This window comes from Streptomyces sp. SID12488, from assembly GCF_010548275.1.
Taxonomy (GTDB): Bacteria; Actinomycetota; Actinomycetes; order Streptomycetales; family Streptomycetaceae; genus Streptomyces.
Genome location: NZ_JAAGLT010000048.1, coordinates 1 through 19,230 on the forward strand (window position 1 = coordinate 1; position 19,230 = coordinate 19,230).

At 68.6% G+C, this 19,230-nt stretch carries 21 protein-coding genes and 1 pseudogene; 10 read left to right on the forward strand and 12 right to left on the reverse strand.

Features of this window, described 5'->3' with window-relative positions; genetic code table 11:
- Positions 1-523: 523 nt before the first annotated feature.
- Together G3I56_RS40325 and G3I56_RS43450 are read left to right on the forward strand one after the other, a co-directional pair.
- Positions 524-631 (forward strand): annotated as a pseudogene (locus G3I56_RS40325) (phosphoadenylyl-sulfate reductase); the annotation flags it as partial.
- A 187-nt stretch (positions 632-818) separates the two neighbouring features.
- On the forward strand, positions 819-992 hold the full coding sequence (locus tag G3I56_RS43450) for a hypothetical protein (protein WP_203691804.1): 174 nt from the start codon (positions 819-821) through the stop codon (positions 990-992).
- A gap of 176 nt (positions 993-1,168) precedes the next feature.
- Here the strand turns inward: G3I56_RS43450 and G3I56_RS40330 are convergent, their stop codons facing one another.
- Complete coding sequence (locus G3I56_RS40330) at positions 1,169-1,678, reverse strand: hypothetical protein (protein WP_164418163.1); 510 nt, start codon at positions 1,676-1,678, stop codon at positions 1,169-1,171.
- 169 nt (positions 1,679-1,847) lie between these two features.
- Between G3I56_RS40330 and G3I56_RS45185 the strand changes: the two genes are divergently transcribed.
- The gene (locus G3I56_RS45185; RefSeq protein WP_164418165.1) at positions 1,848-3,524 is read left to right on the forward strand and encodes a serine/threonine-protein kinase; all 1,677 of its coding nucleotides are present in this window, start codon (positions 1,848-1,850) and stop codon (positions 3,522-3,524) included.
- A gap of 331 nt (positions 3,525-3,855) precedes the next feature.
- Here the strand turns inward: G3I56_RS45185 and G3I56_RS40340 are convergent, their stop codons facing one another.
- Positions 3,856-4,011 (reverse strand): hypothetical protein, encoded by a 156-nt coding sequence (locus G3I56_RS40340; RefSeq protein ID WP_164418166.1) that lies wholly within the window; start codon positions 4,009-4,011, stop codon positions 3,856-3,858.
- Positions 4,012-4,235: 224 nt separating this feature from the next.
- Here G3I56_RS40340 and G3I56_RS40345 point away from each other — a divergent pair, with 224 nt between their 5' ends.
- The gene (locus tag G3I56_RS40345) at positions 4,236-5,393 is read left to right on the forward strand and encodes a hypothetical protein (protein WP_164418168.1); all 1,158 of its coding nucleotides are present in this window, start codon (positions 4,236-4,238) and stop codon (positions 5,391-5,393) included.
- Positions 5,394-5,471: 78 nt separating this feature from the next.
- Here G3I56_RS40345 and G3I56_RS40350 read toward each other — a convergent pair whose 3' ends face one another.
- The 5 genes from G3I56_RS40350 to G3I56_RS40370 all read right to left on the reverse strand — a co-directional run bounded on the left by G3I56_RS40350 (position 5,472) and on the right by G3I56_RS40370 (position 9,361).
- The gene (locus G3I56_RS40350) at positions 5,472-5,981 is read right to left on the reverse strand and encodes a hypothetical protein (protein ID WP_164418170.1); all 510 of its coding nucleotides are present in this window, start codon (positions 5,979-5,981) and stop codon (positions 5,472-5,474) included.
- A gap of 48 nt (positions 5,982-6,029) precedes the next feature.
- A complete protein-coding gene (locus tag G3I56_RS40355; protein ID WP_164418172.1) occupies positions 6,030-6,389 on the reverse strand; it encodes a hypothetical protein in 360 nt (119 codons plus the stop codon).
- A 174-nt stretch (positions 6,390-6,563) separates the two neighbouring features.
- Positions 6,564-7,004, reverse strand: coding sequence for a hypothetical protein (locus G3I56_RS40360; RefSeq protein ID WP_164418174.1), 441 nt, complete (start codon positions 7,002-7,004; stop codon positions 6,564-6,566).
- Positions 7,001-7,219, reverse strand: a complete 219-nt coding sequence (locus G3I56_RS40365; RefSeq protein ID WP_164418176.1) for a hypothetical protein — start codon at positions 7,217-7,219, stop codon at positions 7,001-7,003. Before G3I56_RS40365 ends, G3I56_RS40360 begins: the two co-directional genes overlap by 4 nt.
- Positions 7,220-7,600: 381 nt before the next feature.
- A complete protein-coding gene (locus G3I56_RS40370) occupies positions 7,601-9,361 on the reverse strand; it encodes a S8 family serine peptidase (RefSeq protein WP_164418221.1) in 1,761 nt (586 codons plus the stop codon).
- Between the two features lie 309 nt (positions 9,362-9,670).
- On the opposite strand from G3I56_RS40370, the gene G3I56_RS44925 reads away from it, so the two are divergent.
- Positions 9,671-9,805, forward strand: coding sequence for a hypothetical protein (locus G3I56_RS44925; RefSeq protein ID WP_275406963.1), 135 nt, complete (start codon positions 9,671-9,673; stop codon positions 9,803-9,805).
- Positions 9,806-9,886: 81 nt separating this feature from the next.
- On the opposite strand, the gene G3I56_RS40380 is transcribed toward G3I56_RS44925, so the two are convergent.
- The 4 genes from G3I56_RS40380 to G3I56_RS40395 all read right to left on the reverse strand — a co-directional run bounded on the left by G3I56_RS40380 (position 9,887) and on the right by G3I56_RS40395 (position 13,726).
- Positions 9,887-10,450, reverse strand: a complete 564-nt coding sequence (locus G3I56_RS40380) for a dihydrofolate reductase family protein (protein WP_164418178.1) — start codon at positions 10,448-10,450, stop codon at positions 9,887-9,889.
- Positions 10,451-10,756: 306 nt separating this feature from the next.
- Positions 10,757-10,930: a hypothetical protein gene (locus tag G3I56_RS44495; protein ID WP_239135401.1), complete on the reverse strand. Its 174-nt coding sequence runs from the start codon at positions 10,928-10,930 to the stop codon at positions 10,757-10,759.
- 763 nt (positions 10,931-11,693) lie between these two features.
- Positions 11,694-12,032 carry a thioredoxin domain-containing protein gene (locus G3I56_RS40390; RefSeq protein ID WP_164418182.1) on the reverse strand — a complete coding sequence of 113 codons (339 nt, stop codon included), beginning with the start codon at positions 12,030-12,032 and terminating at the stop codon, positions 11,694-11,696.
- 554 nt (positions 12,033-12,586) lie between these two features.
- Entirely contained in the window at positions 12,587-13,726 is a 1,140-nt protein-coding gene (locus G3I56_RS40395; protein ID WP_164418184.1) for a PucR family transcriptional regulator, read from the reverse strand.
- A gap of 87 nt (positions 13,727-13,813) precedes the next feature.
- Between G3I56_RS40395 and G3I56_RS40400 the strand changes: the two genes are divergently transcribed.
- From G3I56_RS40400 to G3I56_RS40415, 4 genes are all read left to right on the forward strand, one after another.
- On the forward strand, positions 13,814-14,869 hold the full coding sequence (locus G3I56_RS40400; RefSeq protein WP_164418186.1) for a ferredoxin reductase: 1,056 nt from the start codon (positions 13,814-13,816) through the stop codon (positions 14,867-14,869).
- A 7-nt stretch (positions 14,870-14,876) separates the two neighbouring features.
- Positions 14,877-15,995 carry an acyl-CoA desaturase gene (locus G3I56_RS40405; protein ID WP_164418188.1) on the forward strand — a complete coding sequence of 373 codons (1,119 nt, stop codon included), beginning with the start codon at positions 14,877-14,879 and terminating at the stop codon, positions 15,993-15,995.
- Positions 15,996-16,332: 337 nt separating this feature from the next.
- A complete protein-coding gene (locus G3I56_RS40410; protein ID WP_164418190.1) occupies positions 16,333-17,268 on the forward strand; it encodes a class I SAM-dependent methyltransferase in 936 nt (311 codons plus the stop codon).
- Entirely contained in the window at positions 17,265-17,777 is a 513-nt protein-coding gene (locus G3I56_RS40415; RefSeq protein ID WP_164418192.1) for a hypothetical protein, read from the forward strand. Before G3I56_RS40410 ends, G3I56_RS40415 begins: the two co-directional genes overlap by 4 nt.
- A gap of 177 nt (positions 17,778-17,954) precedes the next feature.
- Here the strand turns inward: G3I56_RS40415 and G3I56_RS40420 are convergent, their stop codons facing one another.
- Positions 17,955-18,431 (reverse strand): ATP-binding protein, encoded by a 477-nt coding sequence (locus G3I56_RS40420; RefSeq protein WP_164418194.1) that lies wholly within the window; start codon positions 18,429-18,431, stop codon positions 17,955-17,957.
- A gap of 271 nt (positions 18,432-18,702) precedes the next feature.
- Between G3I56_RS40420 and G3I56_RS40425 the strand changes: the two genes are divergently transcribed.
- Positions 18,703-19,149 carry a hypothetical protein gene (locus G3I56_RS40425; RefSeq protein ID WP_164418196.1) on the forward strand — a complete coding sequence of 149 codons (447 nt, stop codon included), beginning with the start codon at positions 18,703-18,705 and terminating at the stop codon, positions 19,147-19,149.
- Positions 19,150-19,230 lie beyond the last annotated feature (81 nt).

The following is a 19,230-nucleotide window of genomic DNA, read 5'->3' on the forward strand; positions in this document are numbered from 1 at the left end:
ACGACCGACGGCATCCACGACCTCCACCGCAGCGACGACACGACACGCCACCACTCCCACGGGAACGCCCGCCCTATGCCCGACCAGCGAAAACGCAGTCCTCAAGCCCGGAAAGACAACAGCTACTAACTGCTGGTCCAGCCGCGCCCGCGCGGCGGAGCTCGACGGCGGCGGCCACCGCTTCGAGAACATCATGGAACAGTCGTTCAGGGGCCAGCTCCCGTCGCCGCCCGTGGCACCTGCGGTCTCCGCTGTCACGCGTGGTGGAGAGCGACCTGTCGGTCGGACTCCCCGACAACCTCAAAGCCGCCACACCATCCGCACCGCCGGTGGCGTCGTCACCGACGACACCACCCGGCCTTCGGCAAGCAGGCCCGCCGCACCACCCTACGGAACAACGGCCCGGCAGCACCGGCGCAGCCCACCATCGCCTCGCTCCGGCCGGGCGAAAGCCACAGATCAGAGCCTTGAAGGGTCGCTTCGGCAGAGAGCGACAGAGGTCCAAGGCCTCCCCCATCGCCCACAGGACGACGTGGGCGCGTACGTCGCCGAACACGGCGTACTCACCAACCCGCTACTGCTGGACGTCTATACCTCCGTCGACTGCGCGCCCAGCACCCGCCAGGTGCTGGGGAGAGGACACGCCCTCCGGGCTGGATGTGGGCACCCCCGTTTTATCGCTTGTCGCGCTAACCGCCCAGGAGCGCATACTCCCGGTCCTGTCGGAGCTTTCACCCCGCGACGCAAGGGTGAGAGCCGTCCACACTCCCGGTCCGTATGCGAGACACGCATGCCCGAACCCGAAGGAACCCTCCCCCATGTCCACGCTCGCCCTGCTCGTGGTCCTGCTGCTCGTCCTGGTCGGCGGCATCATCTTCGGCGGCCTCGCCTACCTGGCGTACCGCCACCCTTCCTGCCGCGAGCCGCTGCTCGTCGGCCTGACCGGCGTGGCGGTACTGGCCACCCTCGTGACGCCGATCGTCACCCGATGAACCGGGGGCGGGCAGCGGCCCGGACCATCGCCTGGTACTGGACCGCACCCACCATCACGTACGGCCTTCACCGTGCCCGTGCGACATCCTCGCCGCGGCTGGCGCAGGCATCGCGTACGGATGCCTCCAGGGCGGGCATGAGGTCGACGACTCCCCGGTGCCGCCCGAGCCACGGGCTAGTTGGGGCCGTACTCCGCTCGGAGCTGGTCGAGGAAAGCCCGAGCGTCCGCTGCGGAGAAGGCGGTCACCTGGTCGTCCTCCGTGGCCCCGGCGACAGCGATCTCCACCTCGCCGTTCCCTGTTGGCGACACCTGAATCGGCGGCTGCGCCATCCACATCACGTCGATCCCTCGGCGAACCACCACCGCAGCCAGACCGGGCAGCCCCTGTGGATCCTTCGCCAGTTCCCTTCCGTCACGGGAGAGTTGGCGGAAGGCTTCGGACTGGCTGGGAACCCGGGCAAGTAGTGCATGCGCCTCCAGCCAGCACCAGGCGTCGGACAGACCGTTCACAAGTACAGCTGGGTCCGGCTCGCCCTTGAATGCCTCGCGCGCCGAATCCATCGTCGCCGTGTACTGCAGAAGGCCGCCGCTGGCGAGGTACTGCAGAAAAAGGAGCGCGACATCCCGGGTGGGCAACTGCCGGATCTGTTCGGCCGGAACCGGCGGTATGTGCGTGAAGTTCATGGGATCTCACGCTACGGCGCGGTACCGACATCCGGTGCCTCTGCTCTCCCCGTTGCCGCGCACGCCGGATGTAGAAAGCGGGTGATTGTGGTTCTCATGTACCACCAGCAGGAGCGTGTCGTCCATAAACTGTGCGGAGGAGTTGAGCCGAAACGAGATGGATGGTGGCATGGCCAGACCAGACGACGATGGTAGCCGTGTGATCGCCGGGCGCTACCGGTTGTTGAGCAGTCTGGGAGCTGGCGGAATGGGGCGCGTCTGGCTCGCCCATGATCAGGAACTGGCATGCGACGTTGCGCTCAAAGAGGTTGCCGTGCAGCCGGGGATTACCGAAGCAGAGCTGACTGCGCGCATCGCCCGAGCCCGAGGTGAAGCACGGCACTCCGCTCGGCTGCGCAGCAACCCCCACGTGGCCACGGTGTACGACTGCATTGTCGACGGCGGTCTTCCGTGGATCGTCATGGAGTACGTGCCTGGAGCGCTAGACCTTGAGGCAGTGGTACGCGAGTTCGGCCCCCTCTCACCGGCCGAAACAGCGCGGGTCGGCCTGGACCTCATCGACGCGCTGAATCACGGCCACCAGTTGGGCATTCTCCACCGGGACGTCAAACCCTCCAATGTCTTGTTGACCCGGCAAGAATCTGCCGGCACCCAGAGCACCGGAATCGGACGGGTGCTGCTCACCGACTATGGCATCTCCCTCCAGCAGGACTCGGGCGAGCCAAGACTCACCACGGCTTCCGGAATCATCGGGACCCCTGGCTACCTGGCACCAGAACGCGCTCACGGCTCAGCTCCCACGCCGGCATCAGACCTGTTCTCGCTCGGCGCCACGCTCTACTTCGCCGTCGACGGCCACAGTCCCTTCGACCGCACCTCCTACGTGGCCACACTCAGCGCGCTGCTCGCCGAGGATCCAGCGCCACCCCGCCGCGCCGGCGGCCTGGCGCCCATCCTGCTGAGACTGCTGGCCAAGGACCCTGCCCAGAGACTGGGCGCCGACGAGGCGAAGCACCTGTTTCACCAGTTCACCACCCCATCCTTACCGGGAACGTACGAGCCGACCATCACAGCTGGGCCGCGACCCTCCTCGGAGGCACCGACCCCACAGCCGTCTGTGGCTCCATCAGCCCCGAATTCTGAATCACACTCAACGCAGGTGCCCCAGACGACGAGGCATGCCGGGCTCCCATGGATCCGCCCGACGGCCGCGTCTGGTACAGCCCGTCGGCAACCATCTCGCAAGACCCGCCGCATCATTGCCGTGACCGCTACCGCGCTCGTCATCGGAATCGGCGTCGGCACATGGGCATTGGCCACAAGTCCGAGCGAACCAGATGAAACCTCCCCCAGCGCCTCTCCCAGTACACCCCCGAGCGCTTCCCCGCCTTCCCTGGACTCCTGGGCCAAGAAGGTCTGCGACGCACAACAGCCGCAGGCCAAGAAGATCGAGGGCGCCAACACCGCGATCCAGCAGACCCCCGACAACAGCACCCCGGAAGACGTCCAGAGGACCGATTCACAGGCCTTCCAGGACATGTCCGACGCCTACAAGGCGATCGGCGACACCCTCAAAACAGCCGGGCCGCCACCGGTGTCCGACGGCCAGAAGAAGCAGCGAGACGCCATCAAGCAACTGGAGTACACCTCTACGTCGTACGCGAACCTCAAGAAGCAGGTCGACGGACTGGACACCACGGACCAGAGCAAGTTTGCGGACGGGCTCAAGAAGATCGCCCAAGAGCTGGACGAGCTTGGCCAGAACCCCAACGAAGCGCTCGTGAGGCTCGAAGAAGGTGACGTTGGTGAGGCCATGCAGAAGCAGGAAGGCTGCAGGAGCACGTGAAAGCAGGCGGCGTTGGCGTTGGGCTGAATGGGGGCAGATCACTGAAATGGGTCTTGTTCCGTCCGGAGGAGGCCTTGGATCAGATGCTCGGTGGTCTGGGCTCACCTCGAGAAAGAAACAACAGAGTTTCCCACCTCTCCGAGCTGCGGAAACATCGGCCTGGCAGCAGCCCGGAGTGCTGATCGGTGAGCATTGCGTAGACCAGGGCCAACAGCCCCCGGTCCTCCCACACCGGGTACCGCGCTCCCGGGCAACCTGCGTCCCTGCCCCACGGTCCTCCGACCGCTGCATGATCTGCTCCGCACGGCCACGGGGAGGTCGGCACATCAGCTCAGCGTCCCAGCCAGATCACACCCCCCAGGGACCCGCCCACTCCAGAGATGAGGGCGAGAACGGAGTAGGGCACGCGCTGCACCGTCAAGTGCAGCCCTCCGATCCGCAGATCAAGGAACGGCAGCTGCTCGCTCGGACGCTTCCTGGTGGTCATGTGTCTCGCTCCGCTCGCCTCGGCCCGATTCCCTCGGATACTTCCAATGGGCCCGGAAAGCCGAAGTTGCGGAAGCGGAAATGCCCCCGTTTCCGAGGATTGGCAAAACCATCCAACTGGCACTGGTCGCGGCGGCCAGGCCACCGCTTCACTTGACTCGACTGCACAACAGCCCGGCAACAGCCGGCGACGCCGTGCAGCCCCGGAGCCAGGCGGGAGCACCCATGAGCGAGACACCCGGTGTGGACGCAGCCCAAAAGCTCGGCGCCGCCCTCACGGCCGCGTTCGACCCGGTGAGCGCTGCAGGGGGCACGCGGCGGGCTCTGGCGGCTGCGTGCCCCGTGGACGCCTCCACAGTCACCCGGTACCTCAACGGCGAGCGGGTCGCGACATCCAAGTTCGTGAACAAGCTGGCGGAGTTCGTCGCCTCGTACGAACATCCCCTGGACCCCGAGCAGATCTCGCGGCTCCACGAGCTGCGCCGAGTCGCCCAAAGGTCAAGCAACCATCTCGAGACCCGTCTCGACTACGAACGCGAGAAGACCGAGATCGCGGAAAGGGAGCTGGCCGACGCCAGGGCGGAACTCGAAACGGTCCAGGAGCGGGCGCGAATCGCTGAAGAGGACAGAGGGAACCTGTGGCGGACCGTGGCCGAGAAGAACGAGAATCAGCGGCACGCCGCAGCCCTCATACGCACACTAGAAGCAGAGATCACCCAGCTGCAGAGCAACGCTCAACGTCACCGTCAGGAACACAGCGTTCTCCTCCGGCAGCTCCAGCTGCTCACCGAAGAGGCAGTTGCTGACCCGTCAACGCAGTTCAGCACCATGGCGACGGTCTCCCAAGACACGGTCACCGCACAAACAGCAGGCAGCACGAGGGCCGACCAGCCGGAGGCACCCCACGTGCTCCAGGCAGCTTCGGCCCAGCAGCAGATGAACGGCCCCCCGGCACCGAAGCCGAAGACGCCCGCCCCACGAGAATCCCACCTCCGGAGCGTTGCCCAACGGATCTGGGCGACCGTACAGGCCCTGCCAGCCGCAGTCGGGTTCGCCAGTGTCCTCGCGGCGCCCGCCTGCGTCTATCTCACCGTGGCCAGCTACATCGCTCTCATCCGCGCCGACGACGGACCGGCCTGGTGGGCGATGGCCCTGGCCACCATCCCGTACAGCTTCCTGATTGCGTTCAGCGGCTTTGTTCCGCTATTGATCTGGATCGTGTGCACCGAATGTGACCCCTACGACCTCCTGGATCATTACGAAGACCTTGTAGTCGCGTCGGTATGGATTTCATGCGCTGCCGGCTTCGCCAGCTTCATCGTCACCCTGGTGGGCCCGATCGGGCCCGGACTCTGGTGGGCGGCCCAGATCGGCATCCGCTGACATTCGGTCGCGGTCAGGAGGAGAAGGAGCGGGGCTGGTGATCGCCGCAGCCAAGCGGCGTGCACCGGCCCCTCCTTTCTACGGGCGCGGCCAGGCGGTCGGGACGGTCGGCGGCAGCGGGATCTCGTCCAGACGCAGCCACTGCTCCCGGCCGGTCTGACCGGCCAGGCAGAACCTCACGTTCCCGGCCTCGTCGGCCTCGTACGGGGCGTCTCCGACCGCCCGCAGCAGAGCCCGCAGCCTAGGGTGGGGGGCCTGCATTGCCCGGCCGCGTACACCCTCACCGCGCAGGGCGACCAGGGCGAAGGAAGCGACGTTCACGCCGGTGCGGTGGTGACCGTCGGCGTGGGCCACCGCTTCCGGGTGCTCCACGATGGAGGCCACCGCGTCCGGCCCGGCGATGGTGTACGTGAGCACCAGGTCGCCGCGCTGGAGCATCACCTGTCCTCCCGGCTCCATCATCGAGCCGTCGTCGTGGGTCGACATGGCCACCTTGCCGATCATCGGCCCGGCACCGACCTCACGGATCTCGTCGAACTGCTCCACGGTGGCGTCCACGAACCGCTCGGAGTCAGGCAGCACCAGCACGCAGTGCCCGTTCCACGAGGTCCCGGTCCAGCTCGGCGTGAGTGAGCCTTAGCGGGTGCCGCCTCCGTTCTTGTCCTTGTGCTGAACCGCCAGATTGACCGACAGCAGTTCAGCCCGGACTCCGAGCTGGCCGTAGGCGTTCCGCAGTGTCAGGCACGCGTCCACGCACACGTTCGCCGGGACCCGGCCGTCCGCGAGGGCCGCCCACAGGTACGGCAGCACCAGTTCCACCAACTGGTCCGGCTTCGCGTGCTCCAGCAGCGTCGCCGTCTGGCCCAGGCTGCCGCGCAGGGGCAGCCCGCCACCTGGCAGAACCGGGGCTGCTGTGCGCGGACGCGGTACCGAGGGGTGACGCGGGACCCGCTTCTGTGGCGTGCGGTGCTTCCTGCCCGGCTTCTGTTTTGACATGAGCAGAGCGTAAAGATCCCAACCCGTCCTGCGACAGGGCGCGTTCACGCCGTCACCAGCACCGCTCTATCCCGGCCTCGGGGAAACGCCGTCGCCGATGGCGACGGCACTGTCGAGCACCGCGCACAGAAGGTTGTCTAAACAGCCAGCGGAGCTCCGGTCCCGCCGCCGCGGTCAGCGGCGGCCGGTGGCCAGGATGACGAGGAACTGGCCGCCGCCCGCCTCGATGTCGGCGGTCACCGGCAGCCCCGGTACCAGTCGGGAGAACCGGTCCACCAGCCAATCCGCCGCCTCCTGTGCGTCCCGCCTGGTCGGACAACGGCCCACCATCTCGCGGCCCCCCTTGCGCTCCAGCCTCCCGGCAACGGTGATCAGCGGCGCGGGTTCGACGACGTACAGGTGGTCCGGCCAGGCGATGACCACCTTGACCGCGCCCTTACGGCTGTTGCACCCACGGTGCGCGAGCCGCTCGGCGACCTTGGCCTTGCGGTCGGCGGTCCGGCTGTCGACGCTGGCCCCCCGCGGGTCGTTCACCGACTCATCGGCGTCGACCGGTTCGTCACACACCCAGCACCGCCAGGCGTCACGCTCGGCCACATCATCAAGGAGACTCACCCGAGCAAACTAGCCTGCCCGGCCACCACCCCGCACACCAGGTGCTCGAAGAACGGCGCAGCCTGCCGGCACCCGCACCCCGGACAGGCCGCCCGCCCTGCGGTGGCACGGGCCTCGACCCGGACGTCCGTGTCGGTCACCTCGACCGATTCCACCAACACGCCCTCGACCGAGGAAAACAGCAGCTCGTTCAACTGCGGCAGCACTTCGTTCACGGCGAAGGACTCTCGACCACACCACCGTCCAGCCAGGCGATTTTCGGGGGAACTTCAGTGGTCGTAGGGTCGGCAACACGGTCTCAGCACTGAGGAGGAAGGCCTGTCCGGCTGCGGTGCCGACGGCCCAGCTGGCCACGCTCGCCCACGCCGCACGGGCGTCGCCCTGAAAAGCGGCGAACCGTCCACGGCCTTCCTGGACGCCTCCGGCACATGGGCCCCGAGCGCGGCGTACACCGCCGCCGGGGCCCATGTGCCCTCTGCCGCCCAGCAGTTCGCAGCCCTGGCCGAACAGACCGCAGCCCGCCTTGTCCGCAGCCGCGGGCGGGGAACTGTCGCCGGTGCGGTGCGTGCTGCACGCGGGCGTTGCCGGGCCCTGCGCTAGAAGGTCAGGTTCCAGGCGTCGATCTTGCCCGTGTCGGAGGCGGCGTTGTCGTTGGCGCGCAGCTTCCAGGTGCCGTTCGCGACCTCCGAGGAGGCGTTCACGGTGTAGGTCTGGGCGATATTGTCGGCGCTGCCGCCGGCGTGGTTGTGCAGCGTGTAGACGGTGCCGTCCGGCGCCACCAGGTCGACCTTCAGGTCGCCGATGTAGGTGTGCTTGATGTCCACACCCACCTTGAGGGTGGCCGGGGCGTTGCCGGTCACGCCGGTGACGGCGATCGGGCTCTCCACGGTCGCGTTGTCGTTGATGGCGAAGTCCGCGAGGTTCTCGAAGTACTTGCCGGGCGGCGGGGTGGCCCCGACGGCCTTGAGGGCGTCGACCTGTCCCTCGCCGAAGAACGCGTTGCTGGCCGTCGTGCCCGTGCAGCGGCTGTCCGAGGGGCAGGCGATTTCGTTGGCCTGGGCAGCCAGCTTGGCGCGGATCTGCGCCGGGGTGATGCCCGGGTCGGCGCTGGCGATGAGTGCCGCCACACCGACCACGTGCGGGGTGGCCATCGAGGTGCCGCTCTTGCTGCCGTAGCCGCCGCCGGGGACGGTGGAGTACACGTTGCTGCCCGGCGCCGCGACGTCGATGACGCCCTGCCCGTAGTTGGAGAACGAGGCCTTGGTGACGCCCGTGCCGTTGGCCGCGACCGTGACCACGCCCGGCAGTTCGGTCGGGATGTCGAGGCAGGCGTTGGTGATGGTGCGGGTGACCGGCGTCGAGTCGTTCGGGCTCGCGGAGTCGGTCGTCTTGTGGGCGAGGTCGTAGTTCTCGTTGCCCGCGGCGGCGATCTGGAGGGAGCCCTTGCCCTCGGCGTACTCCTGGGCGCGCTTGACGCCCTCGATGATGGCGGCCTGGTCGATGTTGTCCGGGCAGTTGAACTGCCACGGGTCCGTGTAATAGCTGTTGTTGGTGACCTTGAAGCCGTGGTCACCGGCCCAGACGAAGCCGCAGATGGTGTTCTCGGCGAAGAAGAAGGAGTTGCCCGGCTCGGCGACCCGGACCGCGGCGATCGTGACCCCGGGGGCCACGCCGACGACGCCCTTGCCGTTCTTGGCCGCGGCGATGGTGCCCGCTACGTGGGTGCCGTGCGTGTCGACGTCCCGCCAGGCGCCGGCACGGGTGTCGGGCTTGCCGTAGGCGCAGGAGACCGAGTCGGCCGCGTTGAAGTTGGGCGCCAGATCCTGGTGCTGGTCGTCCACACCGGTGTCCAGGATGCCGACCTTGACTGAGGCGGAGCCCGGGTTCACGGCCCAGGCCTGATCCGCCTTGATCTGGCTCATGTCGGCCCGGACCGGTTCTCCGGCCGGGGTCGAGGCCTGAGCCGGATTGGCCGGGAGCGCTGGGTTGTAGGCGTCGGCCGGGACGTCCGAGGTGCGCGTGGCGCCGACCTGCTGCACGCCGGCGACGCCGCGCATGCCGGCGGCGAACCCGCTGGACGCCGAGTGGGCGACGATCACGCCGATGGCGTCGAAGTCCGAGAAGACGGTGCCCCCGTTGGCCGCGATCGCGGAGCGGACCGCCGAACTGTCACCGGGGGCGGTGATCACGAGGTAGGCACGCGTGCCGGCCACCCAGGTCGCACTCTGGGACGCCGGCACGACGGCCGGAGCGTGGGCCTTGGCGGCCGGCGCGGTGGAGGGGACGACGGGGAGCGTGCCCGCGAGGGCGCCCGGGGCGCCGAACGTGAGCGCGGCGCCGAGCGTGGCCGCCAGCACCAGCGTGCGTCTGGAGCGGCTGGATATGTGGGGTATCAAAGCGTCCTCCGAAGACGGCCCGGCCGTGCTGAGGGCACCGGCCGAGCCGTACGAAACGAGTGGTGGATGCAAGATGTCAGACGGGTCCTCCTGTACGGAAGTACCTTTCCGTACCGCGACGTTGGAGGAGCATGGCTGAAAAGCACCGCTGGGGGTGCCGGCGCAGTACCGGACGGCCACCATCGAGCAGATGCACCGGCTGATCGCACCCTGCTGAGCGTTGAGGGGCTGGTCGACCGCATCACCCTTCCGCAGGCCGGACGGACCCGGGTGTGGTTCCCCACGGCGTACGGCGTGCAACTCGCCTCCGAGTGGCCCGAGATACGCGGGCGGCGGCTCTCCAGGACCGTGTCCGATCCGACCGCCGTCGCCAAGCTGACCGCGTACGAGCGCCTCCACCGCTGAGGAGGTCTCTGCCCGCCCTCACCCCCACCGCACCGGACCCCGGGCCCTTTCTCCAGGCCCGGGGTCTCGCGCGGCGGGCGCTCAGCGCCTCGTCTCGTACCTGGTCAGGATCACGCCGCAGGGAAACGTCCGCGTCTCCACCATGTTCAGGTTCACCCAGTTGTCCAGTGCGGTGAAGAACGGCGTACCGCCGCCCACCAGGACCGGCGCGGTGGCCAGCACGTACTCGTCAATCAGCCCGGCCCGCATGGCCGCCCCGGCGAGCGTCGCGCCGCCGATGTCCATCGGGCCGCCGTCCTCGGCCTTGAGCCGGGTGATCTCGGCGACCGCGTCGCCGGTGACCAGGCGGGTGTTCCAGTCGACCTTGTCGATCGTCGAGGAGAACACCACCTTCGACATGTCCCGCCAGCGGCGCGCGAACTCGATCTCCGCCGGGGTGGCGTCAGGCTGCTGGTCGCCGGTCGGCCAGTGGGAGCTCATCGTCTGCCACAGCTTGCGCCCGTACAGCGACAGGTCGGTTGCCTGCAACTGGTCGGACCAGAACTGGAACAGCTCGTCGCTCGGCACGCCCCAGCCGATGTCGTCGCCGGGAGCGGCGATGTAGCCGTCCAGGGACAGGTTCATGCCGTAGATCAGATTCCGCATGGCGCCAGCCTTCCGTGAGTCGGTCTCACGTGTACAGACCGGCGCGTCGCGGGAAACTCATCGGTGCGCGATCTGAGCGCACATGAAGCCCTTGTGCTCGGTGGATCAGCCGCAGACTCGTCGTTCGCCGAGGAAATGGCATCGATCGGAGACTGATCTTGGGTGACATTGCGGTGAGACAACAGAGAACCAGCAGGTCACAGAAGATCGACATGTCATCGGCGGCGAGACCCTGCAACCATCAGCGTACGAGCAGCGGCACCGTCCAGCACGAGGAAGACCTGAGCCCGCACCCGGCTCCGGGGATCAGGCGCGGGTGGTGGGGGTGGTCGGCAGCAACGCCGCAGCAGCCCGAACGGTGACGTGGAGCGAGCCAGGGACGGTCACGTCCGGGCGGGCGAGCCGCAGTTGCTCGACAACGTCCAGGAGGCGGGTACTCCGGGTGCGCGCCGACCGCCAGGCGGGTGACGCGGGCAGCATGCGCCCCGAACTCGTACAGGCTGATGGGCTGGATGACCTCCGTGCAGAACCAGAAGAGGATCACGTCGGCGATCCGCAGGTGCTCGTACTCCCACGTGGTTCGCTCCCGTGTGGCTTCGGCCTCTCCGACGGGGAACACGGCGCGTCGGGGTTAGTGACGACGGCCGGTGAGCCGATCACGTCCAGGTGCAGGACGGCCCTGCGCTGCCAGTCGGGGCATCCGGTGATCCCGCTTCCCAAGAAGATCGAGACGACGTCGCCGTCGTAGCGCGCTGGGGCCTCTACGTAGTGCAGCGTCCGGGCGGTACCAGCGGGAAGTCGGCGACGGCGATCGCGTCCAGCAGAGGTGCCCAGGTCGTGGTCAGCTCCGTGGTCGGGTGCGCGTGCGCCACTCGGTCTGCGGACGGACCGGCCGGGTGGAAGGCATGGGGCTGTGACGTGGACGCTGCCGGAACCGATACTCGCCACCCCGGTGCCCGACCCGGCTCTGCTGCCGGGGTGGGCGGGACAGCCGAAGCTGTGGCGGGTTCAGGGCGCTGGTCTCCGTCGACGCGGGGCGGGTAGTACTGCGTTCGAGGCGCGGCACCGAGATGGGGCCGGCCTTCCCGGAGGTGGTGGCCGGAGCGGCCCAGTTGCCGGACGCGACGGCGCTGGGCGGCGTTATGTGACCTGTGGGGGTGTCTCAGCCCCAGGGTGTCTCGGGCGGCGCAGCTCCCGTAGACGAGACGTGACGGGCGTCGCGGCCATGTGCCGCAGCGGCCGCTCAGAGGTGGCCGTCCAGGAACTTCCGTACCTCGGAGACGGTCATCGGCCCCGTGCCGTGCGCCACCGCCTCTCCCTCCTTCAGCAGAACGTAGGACGGGGCTCCGGTGATCCCGTATCGCTCGGTCGCAGCCGGACAACGCGTGATGTCGGCGCGTACGGCCGTCAGGCGGCCCGTGTAGTCGTCGGCGATGCCACCCACGACGAGGTCCATCACCCGGCAGGGCTCGATTGCCTTGGGCCATGTCCCGGTGAAGTATGCGAGGACCGGAACTCCGCTCATCCCGAGGACGAAATTGAACTCCGCGTCCTCACGGGGTCGGTGAACCCGATTCGCCATGGAAGCTCCTGACCTCACGTTCCGTCAATCCATCCCCATCATCCCTCACGCGGTGTGCCGGCTGGCCCGGTCGGTCGTCCGGTTGGCCGGTCGGAAGGGAGGCACGGGGCCGTCGCAGAACCACGGTGGTCCCCGGCGCGAGCGGCCCGGCCCCCGCCCCTGGTGACCCGGCCCGGCCGCCCCGCCGGTCACCCGGCTGCAGCCCGCCGCGCGCCCGTGGGTCAGCTCCTGCAAGGAGAGCGCCCTCCACGACGACATGAAAGCCGCTTCCCAAGGCGTAGCGGCCCGGATCACCAGATGCTCGATGAGCGCGTCGACGAGCGGGCCGGTGCGCATCGTCCACCGGATCCAGTCGAGCCATCCGCCACCGCGCTTCTCAGAGAAAGCACCCCCGACGGGCTTCCCCAGGCCTTGTCCGGTCCTCACATCAACCCCCGGTCTCAGCCGGCTGATACCGCTCTTCCCCGGGCCGCATGAGCCGGCTGATGGCACCGAGAACGAGGCACGGTTCCTGGACCGCTCACGGACACGGTCGTGGACGGCCGACGTACGCGTCAGCCGCCCCGAAGACCGACCGCCAGCGTCAGTTCAAGGACCCGGTGTGGCGATGCGAGATCCGGGAACAGCTCCCGCAGCTGCGACATCCGGTACCGGACCGTCTGGGGATGGACGAACAACGCCGCCGCCACCTCGTCCCGCCTGCCCTGGTGCAGCAGCCACGCCCGCAACGTCTCCTCCAGCCGCCGTGCGGTCGCGTCAGGCAGGGTCCGCAACGGTGCGAGGGCTCGGGCACGCAGGTCTGCGAACGCGTCCATGTCGGCGCTCAGCACCAGCTCGGGCAGGTGGTCCTCGGTGTCGCGAATATCGGAGGAGAGGGAGCGCGCGCGTACGGCTCGTGCGTACGAGGCGGACGCACGAGTCCATGGCCGGGCCGGGCCGACCACGGCGGTGCGGCCGGTCAGCTGCCGCAAGAGATGTGATCGGTCGGCATCGGGGACGAGCAGCACACCTGTGGCGTCCGCCAGATCGTCGAGGACGAGGGTGCTCGGGTCGAGCGCGCGGTAGGCAGGCCGGGCCTGGACGGCGGGCAGCAGGACCGCGGTCAGCGAAACCGGAGGCTGCCACCCGGCCCGTTGAACAGAGGCCAGCAGCACGTCCGGGTTCGCGCCGGCGAGGAGGTCGCGGGCCAGGTGTTCCAGGTGGCGCTCGTGGTCCCTGCCCCGGACGGCCAGTTCGTCGGCGTGGCCCGCGGCGCTCGCGGCGGAGAGCTCGTCGATGTAGGCGAAGGTCAGCTCGGCGAACTTGGCGACCTCGGCGGCGGGCAGACCTGCGGGTACGGCACCCGCTGCCAGGCATCGCCAGGCCACGCGGGCGCCGACGCGGTAGGCGCTGAGCAGGGCGTCCATCGAACGGCCGTCGCGCACCTCACCGCGGCCCAGCTCATAGGCTGCGTCACCGGCGTCACCGCCTGTTGCGTTCCCGCTCGCGAGGTCCAGGTAGTGCCCCAGGGCGGTGCGGACGGCTCGGCGGATGGTGCCGCCCATGCTGCCCGAAAGAGCGTTGGCGTAGGGAGGGACCTCGTCGATGATCGCCTGGACGACCTCGTCGGCGGTGCTCTTCAGCGCGGCCCGAAGTGCGGTGACCGTCGTCTCATCCAGGGCCAGTTCGCCGGCCCTCCGGATTGCATGGCTCACGTTTTTGTTCCCTACGAACAATTCAGCCGACCAGATTTACGTCCTGCGGTCAGGACTTTACGCCCTGAGGCGCAGCAAGCTGGAGTCATGACGAGTACAGCCCTCCGCAGCAGGGCGTGGAAACTGCTGGAGATGGTCACGACGCCGCTGCTGCCGTCGGACTACCTCGACCTGGTCAGCCCGCTGCGTACGGGCGCTGACCTGCGTGGGCGCATCGAGGCCGTGCACCCTGAGACGGGTGACGCCGCGACCATCGTGATCAGGCCGGGACGGGGCTGGCGCGGCCACACAGCCGGTCAGTACGTGCGGATCGGGGTCGACGTCGACGGGGTGCGCCTGTGGCGTGCCTACTCGATCACCTCGCCGACAAACCGCCAGGACGGCCGCGTCACGATCACCGTGAAGGCGATCCCGGACGGCAAGGTCAGCAACCACCTGGTCCGCAGGGCGAAACCGGGCACGCTGATCCAGCTCGACCAGCCGACCGGTGACTTCGTGCTGCCGCAGGCCAAGCCCGCCAAGGTGCTCTACCTGACGGCCGGCAGCGGCATCACGCCCGTGATGGGCATGCTGCGCGACACCGAGTTCGACGACGTCGTCATGGTCCACTGCGCGCCACAGCCGCAGGACGTGATCTTCCGCAGCGAACTGCACGACCTGGTCGCGGACAACAAACTGCGGCTCACCGAGGTGCACACCGACGCGGACGGCCAGCTCGACATCGCCCGTCTCGACGAACTCGTGCCCGACTGGGCCGAGCGCGAGACGTGGGCCTGCGGGCCCGCGGGCCTGCTCGACGCCGCCGAAGAGCACTGGACCGAGCACGCCGTACAAGAACGCCTGCACACCGAACGCTTCCGCCCCGGCATCGTCGTCACCGGCGACGGCGGCGAGGTCACGTTCAGCACCACCGGCAAGACCGTCGCTGCGGACGGCGCCACACCGTTGCTGAACGTCGGCGAGGAGGCCGGCGTGCTCATGCCCTCCGGGTGCCGCATGGGCATCTGCTTCGGCTGCGTCACGCCGCTCAGGGCCGGCGCCGTCCGCGACCTGCGCACCGGCGAGATCACCGAGGCCGAACCGGGCGTCCTCATCCAGACCTGCGTGTCCGCCGCGGCGGGCCCCTGCGACATCGAACGGTAGGAGCACCTTGACCGCCACCGACCCCACCGCCCACCTGACCGCGGAGCAGATCGAGGAGCTCGGCCGCGAACTGGACGCGATCCGCGACGAGGTGCTCGCCGCCCGCGGCGAGAAAGACGCCGCCTACATCCGTAAGGTCATCTCGGCGCAGCGCAAGCTCGAGCTGGTCAGCAGGGGCGTGCTGCTGTTCTCGATCTTCCCGCCCGCGTGGCTGATCGGCACCGCCGGTCTGTCCGTGGCGAAGATCATGGACAACATGGAGATCGGCCACAACGTCCTGCACGGCCAGTGGGACTGGATGCGAGACCCGAAGATCCACTCCACCACCTGGGAGTGGGATCACGCCTCGCCGTCCGAGCAGTGGAAGCACTCGCACAACGAGCTGCACCACACCTACACCAACGTGATCGGCAAGGACAACGACCTCGGCTACGGCATCATGCGCGTCGACGAGGACCAGAGGTGGCACCCGTTCCACCTCGGCCAGCCGCTGTGGAACTTCCTCAACGCCTGCTTCTTCGAGTACGGCATCGCAGCGTACGACCTGGAGCTCGCCAAGAACCTGCAAAAGCGCCGCCGCAAGAACCCCGAGTTCCGCGAGCGGGCCAGGGCCGTGGGCCGCAAGATCCGCAAGCAGGTGCTCAAGGACTACGTGATCCACCCGCTCCTGTCGGGCCCGTCGTTCCTCACCACGCTCGCCGCCACCTTCACCGCGAACCTGGTCCGCAACATCTGGACCCACTCGGTGATCATGTGCGGGCACTTCCCCGAGGGCGTACAGGTCTTCGAGCGCCGCTCGATCAAGGGCGAGACGCGCGGCCAGTGGTACCTGCGCCAGATGATGGGCTCCGCGAACATCAGCGGCAGCAGGGCCATGCACTTCATGACCGGCAACCTGTCGCACCAGATCGAGCACCACCTGTTCCCGGACCTGCCGAGCAACCGGTACGCCGAGGTCGCGGTGCAGGTGCGCGCACTGTTCGAGAAGTACGAGCTGGAGTACGTCACCGGGCCGCTGCCCAAGCAGGTGTTCTCCGCGTGGCACAAGGTCTTCCGGCTCTCGCTGCCGAACAAGAAGCCCAAGGTCAAGACGCCGGACCGCGAGCAGGAACTCGTCGCGGCCTGATTCCCGGTATCGGTCCAGATCTTCCGGCCGTACCGGCGCCACCGCCGGGTCCGGTGAGATCCGTTGCGGACGGTGGGCGGCCTCAACACCAGACCGTACGACACGGAACCCGGCCGGCCCGGTGTCCGGCTGCGCCGCCCGGACGGGCGCCAGGAGCTCGGCACACAGCCACCGGCGAGGTGTCGCAGTGCGCCGACCTGCCGTGGACGGGTCCATGGTCGGGTCGGTGGTCGGGTCCTGCGGCACCGGCGGGTGGACTGCCGGGTTAGTCCCAGGTTGTGGACACTCCACGGCAGGGGCAGCTGGCCCGGCGGGCGAGGCCGTAGAGTTCTGCCCCGTGCACCAGCTTGAGATTTCCGACCTGATCACGGCGGTGGATCCGCACAGTGGTCACCGGCTCCGGGTCCGGCGCGCCGAGGTGATCCAGCAGCTCCGTGAGAGCGGAGACGAGCGCGCGGCCCGCATCGTCGCCGAGCTGCCCACAGACCGGGAGGGCGTACTCGACCCGCACGCCGTGGACCGCCTGCTCATCAGTGTGCACACCGAGCTCCAGCGCCTGAGCGAGGAGCTGAGGATCGGCGAACGGCTGGTCCACCTGCTCGGCCCGCTCTTCACCGCGATTCGGGAGACCACCGGGCAGCCCGGTCCGTACCGCCTGGTCGACGTCGGTTGCGGTCTGGGCTACCTGGTCCGCCGGCTGGCGACCACCAACGCCCTCGGCACGGACGTCGAGCTGGTCGGGGTCGACCTCGACGCCGCGCTGGTCGGCGAGGCAGACCGCCTTGCCCGGGCGGAGGGGCTCAACTGCCGTTTCGTCCGAGGAAATGCCTTCGACCTGCCGGAGGCCGCGACCGTCTACGTCTCCACCGGTGTACTGCACCATTTCCGTGGTCCTGCCCTGGCCGAGTTCTTCCAGGCCCAGGCCGCCTCACCGGCGCAAGCCTTCTGCCACTTCGACATCGCCGCAACCCGTCTCGCGCCCATTGGCGCCTGGATCTTCCATCGTGCCCGGATGCGCAATCCTCTCGGCCGCCACGACGGCGTCGTCTCCGCACGGCGCGCGCACAGCGACGAGACACTGCTGCGCGCCGCCGCGGTACCCGGCATCCGCGCACTGCTGTACGAGCCGCGCGGTGCGGTGAACCCGTTCTGCACCACCCTGCGCCCGATTATCGGAGTGCGCCCGCAACTGGAGGCGCCGCTTCGCCGAGCCCTCGGGCGGGACGCACTCCGCATGGTCGGCCCGGAGCACCTCGCCGGGACCATCCGATGACGCCCGCCATACCGCTTGTACTCCTCGGTCTCGTCGACGCGGCGTTCAGCGGCTTCCGCGCCTATGCCGGCAGCGACGCCCGTATCCGTAAGCGACGGGCCACGACCCGAGCCGCCCTGCGCGGGCTGGCCGTCGGGGCCGTCCTGCTGCTCGCCCCCACGCTGACCGCCGCCCTCCTGCTGCTGACCGCACGTGACCGGGCACGGACCTACGACACTCTGACCGCCGGCGGCCTCGGCTATCTGCTCCCGCTCACCGTGTACGCCCTCGCCGTACTGTTTTTGCTCGCCGCCTACTTCACCCTGTCGTTCCGCGCTAGCACCCTCGCGGTCGTCATCGGCCTCGGTCCACTGACCCTGCTGCGCCCGCTCGCCGTTGCCGCCGCCTGCCTCGGCGCGGTCCTCAACGGCGGCGGAGGGTCCGCCCTGCTGGTCGGCGCGACCGCAGGCGGCGCTGTGCTGTGGGTCGAACCCGCGGTACACCGACGCTGGTACCACTACGTGCGGTAGAGGACCCGGGTGACGTCGTGCGGTTGCCACCGAGCGTCACGGCGATGGCTGACAACCGGTGCTGCCCCTTCCCATAAACATCGAACGCGGCGCAGTTCGTGCGCCTCCCGAGACGTTGAACAAGTGCTGTCGAAACTGGTGAAACGGCACCCAGTCCCCAGGTCTCGCGGGCTGAGGTCACATGGCCTGGCGGCCGGCGGCGTCTCCGCCGGGGTCGTCGGCGAGTACGACGGCCGCCACAATCCGCTTGCCCACCGGCTCCCGGTGGACAGCAAAGCTCTGGCACACGGCCATCACGATCTCCAGTCCGTGCTGATCGACCCTTTCCGGGTTCGCTGCCAGTACCGAGGGCAACGTTGCGCTGCTGTCCCACACGCTCACCTGGACGGCTCCGTCCTCGACCTCCAGCGTCAGCAGACACGGTCCGGGCGTGTATTTGCGGGCGTTGGTCACCAGCTCGCTCACCACCAGCTGCACCATGCCCAGCGCCCGCTTCGACACCGGCAACCCATGCACAGCCTGCACAGACGCGAGGAAGTCGCGGGCCAGGTCCCGAGCCTCAGCGATCCCCCCGCTGTCCTCGAACACGGCGGAGACGGCTATCGGACGGTCCACGAGCGGCTCCATGTGCTCGCCCGGCCCAGCCAGGTTCATACATCCGCCTCACGTCCGAAGCACCGATAGTTCCCACCCCGCTTACCCGGAAAATGTCAGCGCACTCCACACAAGTCGATCACGCAAACGCACCGCAGCCCTGCGGCATGACGGACGGTATGAGAAGGGGCTGCTTACGCACACGACCAGGCGAATCACCTGCCAAATGCTTCGCCTCCAGACAGTCCGGGGCTGATCCGGCCTTCCGGGGAGACTGCTGGACTTCGCAGCCAGCGGGCGCCGGGTCATCGCCCAGAGCCGTACCCCTGCTGTGACCAGCCAGCTCGTCATCCCGGTCATCGAAGAACTGGAACTGCCCTTCCTCGAAGGCGTCTCCCTGGAAACCTTCAGCGCCGTCACCGTCGGGGAGTTCGACTCCTACCGTGCCTTTCGAGGCTGGTTGCGGATGGAGATGGCCAACATCGACACCGCCCTCAACACCGAAGAGATCCAAAAGCAGCTGATGATCTGCGGCCTGCGGATCCAGGATGAAGTCCGCGGCATGCAGTCCCAGATGAACCAGGTCCGCCGCAAACGGGCCGTGGCCGGGACCGGCGCAGTCGTCGGCACCGTCAGCGCCAGCCTCGTCGCTGTCTACGGCCCCGCGCTCCAGTCCGCCCTCACCGCCGTCATCGGCGGAGCAGCCGGCGGCCTGTGGAGCGCCTTCCAAGCCGGAGCCGACGACAGCCCTCGCGCCCTCCGCGAAAACGCCTGGTAGCGAGCCGAGTTCCGATGGCCTGGATGCCGGAGTGGGGCAGTTGGTTCATGAGGTAGGTCGAGTGGATGTGCTGGCCGGGGC

Coding starts and splice junctions, on each gene's coding strand:
- G3I56_RS43450 (WP_203691804.1), top strand. CDS start 819: ATGTCCACGCTCGCCCTGCTCGTGGTCCTGCTGCTCGTCCTGGTCGGC.
- G3I56_RS40330 (WP_164418163.1), bottom strand. CDS start 1,678: ATGAACTTCACGCACATACCGCCGGTTCCGGCCGAACAGATCCGGCAG.
- G3I56_RS45185 (WP_164418165.1), top strand. CDS start 1,848: ATGGCCAGACCAGACGACGATGGTAGCCGTGTGATCGCCGGGCGCTAC.
- G3I56_RS40340 (WP_164418166.1), bottom strand. CDS start 4,011: ATGACCACCAGGAAGCGTCCGAGCGAGCAGCTGCCGTTCCTTGATCTG.
- G3I56_RS40345 (WP_164418168.1), top strand. CDS start 4,236: ATGAGCGAGACACCCGGTGTGGACGCAGCCCAAAAGCTCGGCGCCGCC.
- G3I56_RS40355 (WP_164418172.1), bottom strand. CDS start 6,389: ATGTCAAAACAGAAGCCGGGCAGGAAGCACCGCACGCCACAGAAGCGG.
- G3I56_RS40380 (WP_164418178.1), bottom strand. CDS start 10,450: ATGCGGAATCTGATCTACGGCATGAACCTGTCCCTGGACGGCTACATC.
- G3I56_RS44495 (WP_239135401.1), bottom strand. CDS start 10,930: ATGCTGCCCGCGTCACCCGCCTGGCGGTCGGCGCGCACCCGGAGTACC.
- G3I56_RS40390 (WP_164418182.1), bottom strand. CDS start 12,032: ATGGCGAATCGGGTTCACCGACCCCGTGAGGACGCGGAGTTCAATTTC.
- G3I56_RS40400 (WP_164418186.1), top strand. CDS start 13,814: ATGACGAGTACAGCCCTCCGCAGCAGGGCGTGGAAACTGCTGGAGATG.
- G3I56_RS40415 (WP_164418192.1), top strand. CDS start 17,265: ATGACGCCCGCCATACCGCTTGTACTCCTCGGTCTCGTCGACGCGGCG.
- G3I56_RS40420 (WP_164418194.1), bottom strand. CDS start 18,431: ATGAACCTGGCTGGGCCGGGCGAGCACATGGAGCCGCTCGTGGACCGT.